10 protein-coding genes and 1 pseudogene are annotated in these 12477 nt (G+C 71.4%); 7 read left to right on the forward strand and 4 right to left on the reverse strand.

Features of this window, described 5'->3' with window-relative positions; translation table 11 throughout:
• Positions 1–136: 136 nt before the first annotated feature.
• Positions 137–1294, reverse strand: coding sequence for an ABC transporter substrate-binding protein (locus tag ACZ9QC_RS11105; RefSeq protein ID WP_472920017.1), 1158 nt, complete (start codon positions 1292–1294; stop codon positions 137–139).
• 111 nt (positions 1295–1405) lie between these two features.
• Positions 1406–2842: a gamma-aminobutyraldehyde dehydrogenase gene (locus ACZ9QC_RS11110; protein WP_472920018.1), complete on the reverse strand. Its 1437-nt coding sequence runs from the start codon at positions 2840–2842 to the stop codon at positions 1406–1408.
• Between the two features lie 174 nt (positions 2843–3016).
• On the opposite strand from ACZ9QC_RS11110, the gene ACZ9QC_RS11115 reads away from it, so the two are divergent.
• From ACZ9QC_RS11115 to ACZ9QC_RS11145, 7 genes and pseudogenes are all read left to right on the forward strand, one after another.
• Positions 3017–3532 (forward strand): Lrp/AsnC family transcriptional regulator, encoded by a 516-nt coding sequence (locus tag ACZ9QC_RS11115; RefSeq protein WP_215449220.1) that lies wholly within the window; start codon positions 3017–3019, stop codon positions 3530–3532.
• Positions 3533–3551: 19 nt separating this feature from the next.
• Positions 3552–4916 (forward strand): aspartate aminotransferase family protein, encoded by a 1365-nt coding sequence (locus tag ACZ9QC_RS11120; RefSeq protein WP_472920019.1) that lies wholly within the window; start codon positions 3552–3554, stop codon positions 4914–4916.
• A 262-nt stretch (positions 4917–5178) separates the two neighbouring features.
• Positions 5179–5892 (forward strand): annotated as a pseudogene (locus tag ACZ9QC_RS11125) (ABC transporter ATP-binding protein); the annotation flags it as partial.
• Positions 5893–6527: 635 nt separating this feature from the next.
• Positions 6528–7817: a hypothetical protein gene (locus tag ACZ9QC_RS11130; protein ID WP_472920020.1), complete on the forward strand. Its 1290-nt coding sequence runs from the start codon at positions 6528–6530 to the stop codon at positions 7815–7817.
• A 108-nt stretch (positions 7818–7925) separates the two neighbouring features.
• On the forward strand, positions 7926–8333 hold the full coding sequence (locus tag ACZ9QC_RS11135) for a VOC family protein (RefSeq protein WP_472920021.1): 408 nt from the start codon (positions 7926–7928) through the stop codon (positions 8331–8333).
• Positions 8334–8475: 142 nt separating this feature from the next.
• Positions 8476–9621 carry an LOG family protein gene (locus ACZ9QC_RS11140; RefSeq protein ID WP_472920022.1) on the forward strand — a complete coding sequence of 382 codons (1146 nt, stop codon included), beginning with the start codon at positions 8476–8478 and terminating at the stop codon, positions 9619–9621.
• 105 nt (positions 9622–9726) lie between these two features.
• Positions 9727–10497: an LAETG motif-containing sortase-dependent surface protein gene (locus ACZ9QC_RS11145; protein ID WP_472920023.1), complete on the forward strand. Its 771-nt coding sequence runs from the start codon at positions 9727–9729 to the stop codon at positions 10495–10497.
• A gap of 72 nt (positions 10498–10569) precedes the next feature.
• Here ACZ9QC_RS11145 and ACZ9QC_RS11150 read toward each other — a convergent pair whose 3' ends face one another.
• Together ACZ9QC_RS11150 and ACZ9QC_RS11155 are read right to left on the reverse strand one after the other, a co-directional pair.
• The gene (locus ACZ9QC_RS11150) at positions 10570–11430 is read right to left on the reverse strand and encodes a maleylpyruvate isomerase family mycothiol-dependent enzyme (protein WP_472920024.1); all 861 of its coding nucleotides are present in this window, start codon (positions 11428–11430) and stop codon (positions 10570–10572) included.
• 11 nt (positions 11431–11441) lie between these two features.
• Positions 11442–12476 (reverse strand): ABC transporter ATP-binding protein, encoded by a 1035-nt coding sequence (locus ACZ9QC_RS11155; RefSeq protein WP_472921656.1) that lies wholly within the window; start codon positions 12474–12476, stop codon positions 11442–11444.
• Position 12477: the final 1 nt, after the last annotated feature.

A 12477-nucleotide genomic window follows, 5' to 3' on the forward strand; every position in this document is an offset into this window, starting at 1 on the left:
CCCTCCCCCGCCTTCCCCAACTCCGGTACCGCCCTGGAGGTGACCCCTCAGCGGCACACCACCGGTCCCTCCACCCGGCCCCGCCCCCGGCCCTCGTAGCCGTCGCGCGTGGCGTGCGAGGCGCGCGTGGCGCTCCCTAGAGCCCCACGATCCCGTTCCACCGCCGGGCGAACTCGCGCCGTTCCCCGGAGGTGATGTCCCGGGCGACGGCGAGCCGGGCGCGCATGGTGTCGTCGGGGAAGATCAGGGGGTCCTCGGCGAGGGCGGCGGTCTCCTGGTCCTTGGCCGAGGCCAGGACGTCGCGGGCCGCCGGGACGGGGCAGACGTAGTTGACCCAGGCCGCGAGCTCGGCGGCCACCTCGGGGTCGTAGTAGTGGTCGACGAGGCGCTCGGCGCTCGCCTTGTGGCGTGCGAGGTTGGGGATCATCAGGGACTCGGACCAGAGTTCGGCGCCCTCCTCGGGCACGACGAACCGGATGTCCGGGTCGTCGGCCTGGAGCTGGATGACGTCCCCCGAGTACGCCTGGCAGGCGAGGACGTCCCCGCTGGAGAGGTCCTTGATGTAGTCGTTGCCCGTGAAGCGACGGATGTGGCCGCCGCGGACGCGGGAGGCGACCTGGTCGCAGACGGCGTGGAAGTCGTCCGCGGTCCAGCGCGTCACATCGACACCGTCGGCCTGCATCAGCAACGCGAACGCCTCGTCCAGACCGGAGAGCAGGGTGACCCGCCCCTTGAGGTCGTCCGCCCACAGGTCGGCGACCCGGCGAATCTCTCGGCCCACCTTCCGCCGGTTGTACGCGATACCGGTGATCCCCGACTGCCACGGCACCGTGAAGGCCCGGCCCGGATCGAAAGCGGGCGACCGGAGTTGCGGATCGAGATGGCGGCTGACGTTGGGCTGCCGGGCCCGGTCCATCTCCTGCACCCAGCCGAGCCGTACGAACCGGGCGCACATCCAGTCACTGACGACGACGAGGTCACGGCCGGTCTGCTGATGGTTCATCAGAGCCGGGCCGATCTTGCCGAAGAACTCGTCGTTGTCGTTGATCTCCTCGACGTAGTCGACGGCGATCCCGGTGCGCTCCTCGAACGCCTCCAGGGTCGGCCGCCGTGAGTCGTCCTCGTCGTCCGTGTCGATGTAGAGCGGCCAGTTCGACCAGCTCAACCGCCGTTCCCGGGCCGAGAGGTCGACCCCGGCCCGGTCACCGGGCGCCACGTAGGCGGCGGGCACACCGCACCCGGCGAGTGCGCCGAAAGCCGCCCCCACACCCAGCAGGGAGCGACGCGTGAACATACGGGCCCCCGCGCCCCGACGGGCCGAAGGCCCTACAGGGGCGCGGGGAACTGCGCGATCGACCACGACGAACCTTCAGCCGAAAACCGAACCCCCGGAACCCTCGGAACCTCAGTCCAACGACGTCATCACGTGCTTGATCCGCGTGTAGTCGTCGAACCCGTAACCCGAGAGGTCCTTGCCGTAACCGGACTTCTTGAACCCGCCGTGCGGCATCTCCGCGACCAGCGGGATGTGCGTGTTGATCCACACACACCCGAAGTCCAGCGCCTTGGACATCCGCATGGCCCGCCCGTGGTCCTTCGTCCACACCGACGAGGCCAGCGCGTACTCCACGCCGTTCGCCCACTCGACGGCCTGTCCCTCGTCGGTGAAGGACTGCACGGTGATGACCGGCCCGAAGACCTCCCGCTGGATGATCTCGTCGTCCTGCTTCAGCCCGGAGACGACGGTCGGCGCGTAGAAGTACCCCTTCTCGCCGACCTGGTGGCCACCGGCCTCGACCTTGGCGTGGGCCGGCAGCCGCTCGATGAACCCGGCGACCTGCTTGAGCTGGTTGGGGTTGTTGAGCGGGCCGTACAGCACGTCCTCGTCGTCCGGCTGCCCGGTCTTCGTCTCGGCCGCAGCCTTCGCGAGCGCGGCCACGAACTCGTCGTGGATGCCCTCCTGGACGAGGACACGGGTCGCGGCCGTACAGTCCTGCCCGGCGTTGAAGAAGCCCGCCACCGAGATGTCCTCGACGGCCTTGGCGATGTCGGTGTCGGCGAAGACGACGACCGGCGCCTTGCCGCCCAGCTCCAGGTGGACCCGCTTGAGGTCCCTGGAGGCGGACTCGGCGACGGACATGCCGGCCCGCACGGACCCGGTGATGGACGCCATGGCCGGGACCGGGTGCTCGACCATCAGCCGGCCGGTGTCACGGTCGCCGGTGATGACGTTGAAGACGCCCTTGGGCAGGATCGCCCCGATGATCTCGGCGATCAGGACGGTCGACGCGGGCGTCGTGTCCGAGGGCTTCAGCACGACCGTGTTGCCCGCGGCGATCGCCGGCGCGAACTTCCACACGGCCATCATCATCGGGTAGTTCCACGGCGCGACCTGGGCGCAGACACCGACCGGCTCACGGCGGACGATCGAGGTCATGCCCTCCATGTACTCGCCGGCCGAGCGGCCCTCCAGCATCCGCGCGGCGCCCGCGAAGAAGCGGATCTGGTCCACCATCGGCGGGATCTCCTCGGAGCGGGTCAGCCCGATCGGCTTGCCCGTGTTCTCCACCTCCGCCGCGATGAGTTCCTCGGCCCGCTCCTCGAACGCGTCGGCGATCTTCAGCAGGGCCTTCTGACGCTCGGCCGGGGTGGTGTCCCGCCAGCCCGGGAACGCGGCCTCGGCGGCGGCCATCGCCGCGTCGACGTCGGCCTGACCGGACAGGGGCGCGGTCGCGTAGGCCTCGCCCGTCGCGGGGTTGACCACCTCGGTGGTCCGTCCGTCGACGGCGTCACGGAATTCGCCGTCGATGTAGTTGCGCAGACGACGCAGCTCGGTGCTCACTGCCGGCCCTCCAGATGGGTCCAGATCGGGGTGTCCATTCCTTGAGACACCACCCTAATCCGCCGCCCGACGTTTTCAACACCCCTGACACCTCACTGACTGCGAAATCCGCAAGCTACGTGCTCGTAAACAACGAATTTCATCGGTTCAGCCTTGCGGAACTGTCGAGACGTCGTGCACAGTGTGGCCGTGGCAAGTCGAAGCGCAGACCAGAAGGACTCCAGGGAGCCCAAGAACGGCACTCCCCAGTTGGACGCCGTCTCCCTCGCCATCGTCGAGCAGTTGCAGGAGGACGGCCGCCGGCCGTACGCCGCGATCGGCAAGGCCGTGGGCCTGTCCGAGGCGGCCGTGCGCCAGCGCGTCCAGAAGCTGCTCGACCAGGGCGTGATGCAGATCGTCGCCGTCACGGACCCGCTCACCGTGGGCTTCCGGCGTCAGGCGATGCTCGGCATCAACGTCGACGGCGACCTGGATCCCGTGGCGGACGCCCTGACGGCCATGCCGGAGGTCGAGTACATCGTGATCACCGCCGGCTCCTTCGACCTGATGGTGGAGGTCGTCTGCGAGGACGACGACCACCTCCTGGAGGTCATCAACAAGCGCATCCGGACCCTGCCCGGGGTGCGGTCGACCGAGAGCTTCGTCTATCTGAAGCTCAAGAAGCAGACCTACATGTGGGGAACCCGATAACCGTGAGGACGCGATAACCGTGAGCCCCAAGGACCTCAGCCAGACCGCGTACGACCACCTGTGGATGCACTTCACCCGCATGTCCTCGTACGAGAACTCCCCGGTCCCCACCATCGTCCGGGGCGAGGGCACGTACATCTACGACGACAAGGGCAAGCGGTACCTCGACGGTCTCGCCGGTCTCTTCGTGGTCCAGGCCGGCCACGGCCGCACCGAGCTGGCGGAGACCGCGTTCAAGCAGGCGCAGGAGCTGGCCTTCTTCCCGGTGTGGTCGTACGCCCACCCGAAGGCCGTCGAGCTGGCGGAACGTATCGCCTCCCATGCGCCCGGCGACCTGAACAAGGTCTTCTTCACCACCGGCGGCGGCGAGGCGGTCGAGACGGCCTGGAAGCTCGCCAAGCAGTACTTCAAGCTCATGGGCAAGCCGACCAAGTACAAGGTCATCTCCCGCGCCGTCGCCTACCACGGCACCCCGCAGGGCGCCCTGTCCATCACCGGCCTGCCGGCCCTCAAGGCCCCCTTCGAGCCGCTGGTGCCGGGCGCGCACAAGGTCCCGAACACCAACATCTACCGCGCCCCGATCCACGGCGACGACCCGGAGGCCTTCGGCCGCTGGGCCGCCGACCAGATCGAGCAGCAGATCCTCTTCGAGGGCCCGGAGACCGTCGCGGCCGTCTTCCTGGAGCCGGTGCAGAACGCCGGCGGCTGCTTCCCGCCGCCGCCCGGCTACTTCCGGCGGGTCCGCGAGATCTGCGACCAGTACGACGTCCTGCTGGTGTCGGACGAGGTCATCTGCGCCTTCGGCAGGCTCGGCACGATGTTCGCCTGCGACAAGTTCGGCTACGTCCCGGACATGATCACCTGCGCCAAGGGCATGACCTCGGGCTACTCCCCGATCGGCGCCTGTGTCGTCTCGGACCGCATAGCCGAGCCCTTCTACAAGGGCGACAACACCTTCCTGCACGGCTACACCTTCGGCGGCCACCCGGTCTCCGCGGCCGTCGGCATCGCCAACCTCGACCTGTTCGAGCGCGAGAAGCTCAACCAGCACGTCCTCGACAACGAGGCGGCCTTCCGCTCCACGCTGGAGAAGCTCCACGACCTGCCGATCGTCGGCGACGTCCGCGGCAACGGCTACTTCTACGGAATCGAGCTGGTCAAGGACAAGGCGACGAAGGAGAGCTTCGACGACGACGAGACCGAGCGGATCCTCTACGGCTTCCTGTCGAAGAAGCTGTTCGAGAACGGCCTCTACTGCCGGGCCGACGACCGCGGCGACCCGGTCGTCCAGCTCGCCCCGCCGCTGATCTCCGACCAGTCGACCTTCGACGAGATCGAACAGATCCTGCGCGCGACGCTGACGGAGGCGTGGACCCTGCTGTAGGCACCCTGTTACGGGCACCGCACCTGCCACGCCCCACCGCCGGTCCCCGGGCTCGCCGCCCTCCGGCGGCGGGGCGTGAACCGCCCTTCTCGCGGCCCGGGGCGCCCCCATCCGAGTGAGATGGGGGCGCCCCGGGCCGTGTGCTGTCCGCCCCCCGCCGCCCCGACTCCCTAGCGTGCCTCTGTAACCGATCGGCCCTGCCTTCGTTCCCCCGGACGGGGGGCTCCCCCGGCAATCCTGATCCGAACCGAGGTGTACGCCCATGGTGGCCCCGCCGGACAACGACGTGCTCTGGGCACGTGGTCTGACCTACGCGCACGACGGCACACCCGCCCTGCACGGTGTGTCGATGGGGGTCCGGGAGGGCGAGATCCTCGCCGTCACCGGCCCGCGCGGCAGCGGCAAGACCACGCTCCTGCGGTGCCTGTCCGGGCAGTTGCGGGCCCAGCGGGGAGAGGTGTGGTTCAACAGCGTCCCCGTGCACACGATGGGGGCGCTCGCCCGGGAACGGCTGCGGCTCGACCGCTTCGGGTGGATCGACCCCGAGCCGGTCCTCGTCCCCGAGCTGAACGCCTGGGAGAACACCGCCCTGCCACTGATGCTGCGCGGCACCGGGCGCCGGGCCGCCAAGGCCGCCGCCCTGGAGTGGCTGGAGCGCCTCGACATCCGCGACGTGGCCCGCAAGCGCCCGCACGCCCTCCTCCAGTCGGAGCGCCAGCGCGTGGTGGTGGCCCGCGCCCTCGTCTGCGCCCCCACAGTCCTCTTCGCCGACGAACCGACCGCCCCGCTGCACCGCGCCGAACACACCCACGTCCTGCGCACGCTCACCACGGCGGCCCGCTCCCACCGGATCACGGTCGTCCTCGCCACCCACGACCCCGACACGGCGGCCCTGGCGGACCGCACGGTGTCCCTCCTGGACGGCCGCCAAGTGAAGACGGTCCACCTGCCCGCCACCACGGCCCCCGAGACCCGCGCCGACCGCCGCACCCCCACCGACCACACTCCCGCGCCGACCGCACCGCACCGCACCGCACCGGCCGGAAACCCCGCCTCCACAACAGCGAACAACCCCACCCCCGAAACGACGAAGCCCCCCACCACGGCGACCCCGCCCGAGGCCACGGCCTCGCAGCCTCCCCCCTCCCCCACGCCGGAGGTGGCCCCGCCCGCAGCCGAGGGGGACACCCGGCCCTCAGCCGAAGGGGAAGCCCGGCCCCCGTCTCAAGCTGCCGACGGACATCGGGCCCCCACCGCAGAGATCGTGCGACCCGCCGCCGAAGGGGAAGCCCGGCAGCCCGGCGGAGCCGACAGTCACCCGACCCCCGCCATCGATGTCGCCCGCCCCACCACCGAAGTGGTCCGCCCCGCAGCCGAAGAAGAGGCCCGGCCCCCCGCCCAAGGACAAACCCAGCCACCCGCCGAAAGCGCCACCCGGCAGCCCACCCAGACCGACGAACAACCGGCCCCCACCGCAGAAGTCGTCCGCCCCGCCACCGAAGGAGAAGCCCGGCCCCCCGCCGAAGGGGAAGCCCGGCAACCCGGCGGAGCCGACGGTCAGCCGGCCGGGGCGGCGCGGCCCTCCGCGGCCGACGGGGAAGGCCGGGCAGCGTGCTCGCTCTCCGTCTAGCCCGCCGGGCCCACCCCGTGGTCCAGCTCCGCCGGCTCCTGGTGGCCGCGGCCGCCGGCGGCACCGGCTTCCTGCTGCTCTGCGCCCTCGGCCACGCCATGTCCCACCCGCACGCCCCGGACGGCTCGGTGCTCCGCCTGGCCTGGTGCGTGGCACCCGCCGCCGCCACCGTGTACTTCGCCGTGACGGTGGCCCGCACCGACCCCGGCACCCGGCCCCGCCCCGGCCTCTCCGCGATCGGCCTCGGCCCCGGCCGGCTCATGGCCATCTCCGCGGTCACCACGGCCCTGTCCACCGTCCTCGGCTCCCTCCTCGCGCTCCTCTTCTTCCTCCACCTGCGCGGCGACCTCACCGGTCTCCCCTTCGACGGCGCGGCCATGGACGTCCTCGCCGCCGGACGGCCCCTGCCCCTCCCGGCCGCCCTCACCCTCCTCGCCGTCGTCCCGGCCGCCGCCTCCGTCACCACCGCACTCGTCCTGCGCCCGAAGGACACCAGGACCCGGCCCACCGGCCCCCGCACCCGCTTCATGGCGTACGACACCTTCGCCATCGGCCGGCGCACCGCGCCCCCGGCGGGCGCCACGAGGTACGAGGAGGAGCCGTACGACGAGGGAGGGACCATCTCCGAGAGCGCCCAGGAGCCGGCGGAACCACCGGCTCCGCGCCCGGCCCCCGGCGGCCTCCCCTGGGGCATCACCGTGCTGGCCGTCGGCCTCGCCCTGGAGACCTACGCCGGCCGGTCCGGCGACCGCTCCGGCCTCACCCTCCCCGGCGGCTTCGCCGACAGCCCCGCGGGCGTCCTCGGCGGCTGGCTGCTCACCGCGCTGGGGCTGGTCCTCACCGGGCCGGGCCTCACCCACCTCACCGGACGCCTGCTCCAGTCCGTACGCCCCGGCGCACGGCGTCTCCTCGCCGGGCGCGTGCTCCAGGAGGAGGCCCGGCGCATCGGTCGCCCGCTCGGCGTGGTCTGCGCGGTGGCCTCCGGCGCGTACGCCATGGTGACGCTGGCCTCAGGCGTGCGCCCCGCGGTCGGCCCGCTCACCCTGCTGGGCGCGCTCGTGGTCGCCGGCTGCGCCGTGCTCACCCTCGCGACAGCCGCCGTCGAGGCCCGGCGGGCCCGCGCGGACACCATGGCCGCGCTGGTGAGGCTGGGGGCGCCCCGCGCACTGCCCCGGCAGGCGGCCCTGCTCCGCGCGGGCGCCCTGCTCGCCGTGTTCGGCACCCTGACCTGGACGGTCGCGCAGCTGGCGGCGCTACCGCTGGCTGCCTGAGAACTCGTACGAAAAAGGTTCGCGCGCGGCGATGAGTTTCTCGGGGGCCCTCGGTCTACCCCTCCGAACAGACCGAAACGGCTACCACGGATACGGGAGCGACCCGCCATGTACCAGCAGATGATCTTCGTGAACCTGCCCGTGAACGACCTCGACGCCTCGAAGAAGTTCTTCACGGAGCTCGGCTACTCACTCAACCCCCAGTTCAGCGACGAGAACGCGGCCTCCGTCGTGATCAGCGACACCATCGTGGCGATGCTGCTCACCAAGCCGTTCTACGCGACCTTCACCAAGAAGGAGATCGCGGACGCCACCAAGACCAGCGAGGTGCTGCTCTGTCTGAGCGCCGAGAGCCGCGCGAAGGTCGACGAGCTGGTCGAGAAGGCGGTCGCCGCCGGCGGCACCGCGTCGGAGAAGGTCCAGGAGATGGACTTCATGTACGGCCGCTCCTTCGACGACCTCGACGGCCACACCTGGGAGGTCGTGTGGATGGACCCGTCCGCGATCGAGGGCTGAACGCTCACCTCGTCCACCGCCGCGCCCCGCAAGGGGCGCGGGGAACGGCGCGAGCAACCACCCACCCGCAGCCGCCCATGCGCGGTCGCCCCCCACCCCGTAGGCACCCGGCCAACCCGGCGGAGCGACCTAGCATGGACGGGTGCAGACGATGCCCGCCCACGCGGCCCACCACGACGACCACGAGATCGAGACGATCGAGGAGTTCGACGCGACCGTCTCGGCACGGGGCACCCTCGCCGGATTCCGCGTCCAGGCCGTCGATCTGACGGACCGTACGCGTGAACTGCTCGCCACCGACACGGCGGAAGCCGTCTTCCTCGGCTGCCCGATGCGCCCGGAGGCGGCGGCGAAGATACGCACGGACGGCGCCCTGGTCTTCCCGCCCGTCCCCGGTCTGCCCTTCGACCCGTACCGGGGCCTGCTCTACTCCCCCGACGAACTCTTCGCGTCCCTGTCCGACGGCGGCTACGAGGCCACGCCCGACGCCCTCACGTACACCTGGTTCCAGCGCACCAAGGCCGATCGGGACGTCTACGCCTCCATGCTGCGCGCCGTCCACGACGACTCCGTCTCGGACGCCCTCGACGAACTCCTCTCCCATGCCCAGGTGGTGGGCGTGATGGGCGGCCACGCGATGGCACGCGGCACCGAGGCGTACGAGGGCGCCGCCCGCCTCGGCCGCACCCTGGCCCGCTCGGGTCTCACGGTCGCCACCGGCGGCGGTCCGGGCGCGATGGAGGCGGCGAACCTGGGCGCCTACGCGGCCCCGTACCGCGACGAGATGCTCACCGAGGCGCTGCGACTGCTCGCGAAGGCACCGAAGTTCACGCCGTCGATCACCGACTGGGCGAGCGCCGCCTTCGAGGTGCGCACCCGCTGGCCGAGGGGAGGCGTCTCCGTCGGCATCCCCACCTGGTTCTACGGCCACGAACCGCCGAACCCGTTCGCCTCGCACATCGCCAAGTACTTCGCCAACGCCACCCGCGAGGACGGCCTTCTCGCCCGCTCCGGCGCCGGCGTCGTCTTCCTGCCCGGAGCCGCCGGAACCGTCCAGGAGATCTTCGACAACGCGACCCCCAACTACTACGAGTCGCGCGGCGAACCGACCCCCATGGTGCTCGTCGACCGGGCCCACTGGACGGAGAGGCTGCCGACCTGGCCACTGCTGCGATCGCTGGCGCGGGGCCGTTCGATGGAGGCCCGGATCGCGTTGGTCGACCGGATCGAGGAGGCACCGGCGGCCCTGGCGCGTCTCGGGGACCGTCCAAACACGTCTTCGGATTGACATCGCTTATGGCGCGCTTATAAACCTGAGAGGCACATGGGGAAGCCGCTCCCTCAGCGGCCCTCCGTCACCCCCACTCCCCTGTGCTTCCCTTGAAGGGCAAACGTGTCCATATCACCCCGTAGCGCGCGGACTTCGCGCTCCATCGGTGTTGCTTTCGCCGCCGCCGCACTCGTGCTCGGTGTCGCGGGCAACGCCATGGCATGCACCATCAAGGACTTCTCCGCCGTCGCCGAGTGCGAGGGCGACACGGGCGTCATCCGGGTGACCGACGTGGACCCGCTGGGCGTCAAGGCCGAGATCAGCGTCTACCTGGAGAACAACGGGGCCGATCTGCGCATGGTCGGCAGCCGGACGATCGTCGACTCCACCGCCAAGGGCGTCACCGTCACCTTCGACGAGGACTGGGAGCCGAACGCCGAGTACCGCATCCACGTCGAGGCGGAGGACTACGTCGACGAGGACCTGCCGATCCTGGTGGCCCCCGGGGAGGCCTGCACGGCCGAGGCCATCACCCCGCCGGCCGCCGCGAAGGCCCCGAAGAAGCCCTCGACCGACGAGAAGACGGACAAGAACAAGGAAAAGAACAAGGACAAGGGCAAGGACGGAGACAAGGAGACGGGCACGGGGACGGGCGAGGACGAGGACGAGCCGTCCCGGACCAAGACGTCCCCCACCGCGTCGGAGTCCGAGGGCACCGCGACCGCGGGTTCGGACGGCGACAACTCCCCCTCCCCCGAAGGCGACTCCAACCTCGCCGAGACCGGCGCCGACTCCAACACCGGCACGATCGCCGGTGCCGCGGCCGCCCTGGTCGCCCTGGGCGCCGGTGCCGTGTACTACAGCATGCGGCGGCGCGGGGCCTCCACACGCTGATCCCTGTTCCACAGGGCCGTGGCCCGTACCCTTCACCACGGGGTACGGGCCACCGGCCGTTCCGGGGCGCGCTCACCCGAACGTGGCCCGCTCCAGCCAGAAGTCCAGCAACTCCCGGTCACCCAGCACCTGCAACTGCCCACCGTCCGGCGGCAGTCGACGGTAGAAGGCGAGCAGCACCTCGGTGAGCGGGCCGCGCAGCGCGACCGTCGCCTTCTCATGGCCGCGTCGCCAGCGCACCACGTCCTCGGTCAGCTCGACCACCCTCCCCCACCCTTCGGGCGGGAGGACCCCCATCTCGCTTCGCTCGGCGTCGTTCTCGGCGTCGGTGGCGGTGTCGGTGGCGTGCAGGTGGATGCTGCGCCCCGGACCGCGCAGTTCGGCCGCCTCGTCGTGCGGCATGGTCCGCTGCACGAACGCCACGATCTCCAGCCACTCGTCGATCGCGTCGGCGGCGATCTCCGGCGCCACCTCGACCGTCCGTCCGACGGTGAGCGCGGCATCGGCTCCGTGGACGACCTGCTCGTGGGCCATCCTGCGGGCCCAGAACCCCGCACTGTGCTCCCACCCCCACGACCACACGGGCGCCTCGGGGCCCGCCTCGCGCAGCGTGGCCACGGTCATCTCACCGGTCTCGGCCAGCCAGGCGTCCAGCGCGGCCGGGTCCCCCTGCCGCTCCGGTCCGTCGTACAGCGGGACGTCCGCCTCGGGGACCTCCTCCTTCGCCCGGGTCCGTACGTTCAGTTCGACCCAGCGCAGGGCGCCGCCGGTGTGCCGCAGCAGCTGTTCCAGCGACCAGTCGGGGCAGGTCGGCACGGTCGCCGACAGATCCGCGCCGGAGGTCACCAGGTCCCGCAACTTCCTTACCTGCAGCTCGATCTCGGCACAGTAGCGCTCATGCCGCGCCCGGGGTTCTTGCGTACGCATCGCCATGGTGCCGCACCTTATGCGGCGGGACCGGCCCCCAGCACGACGATTTCGGCCGCGTCGAAGCGCACGCCGACCTCGTCCCCGGGCTCCGGCGCGTCCCGCAGCGCGCACGCCGCCTCCAGCCGTGGTGCGCCCTCCGGCTGGAGGTGCAGGGCGACATGCGTGCCCCGGAACGTGCGCGCGGCCACCGTGCAGCGCAGCCCGTCCGCCACGTCCACCAGTCGTACGCCGGCGGGCCGCACGAGCAGCGCACACGCCCCCTGCGGTGAGCCCTCGGGCACCGGCACCTTGCCCCACGCCGTGTCCGCCGCCTGCCCGGTCACCGTCGCGTCGACCACGTTGTCGAAGCCGAGGAAACGGGCCACGAACTCGTCGGCCGGTCGCCGCCACACCTCAAGGGGCGTACCGGACTGGGCGATCCGCCCGTCCCGCATCACCACGACCCGGTCGGCCAGCGCGAACGCCTCACCCTGGTCGTGCGTGACCGCCAGCACGGTGGTCCCCAACTCACCGAAAAGCTCCCGGAGTTCGACGACCAGACGCTCCCGCAGCGATCGGTCCAGCTGGCCGAGAGGCTCGTCGAGCATCAGCAGCCGGGGGCGCGGCGCGAGGGCCCGGGCCAGCGCCACTCGCTGCTGCTCACCGCCGGACAGCTCCCCGACGCGCCGACGCGCGGCCCCAGGCAGTCCGACCAGCTCCAGCAACTCCCGTACCCGTACGGCGCGTTCGCCCTTCGCCGCGCCGTGCATTCGGGGCCCGAAGGCGACGTTGCCCGCCACGTCCCGCTGCGGGAAGAGCTGGTGGTCCTGGAACATCAGGCCGACACCGCGCTTGTGGGCGGGCACACCCCGTTGGTCCAGCCCGTCGAGCGAGACCCGTCCGCCCTCGAGGGGCTGGAGCCCGGCGACCACCCGCAGCAGCGTCGACTTGCCGCTGCCGCTGGGCCCCAGCACGCACACGATCTCGTGCTCGGCGACCTCCAGGTCGACCGCGTCGAGCACTGCCCGGCCGTCGAACCGTACGGTCGCGTCCTCAAGCCTGAGCAGCACC

The organism is Streptomyces sp. HUAS MS02, assembly GCF_055702265.1.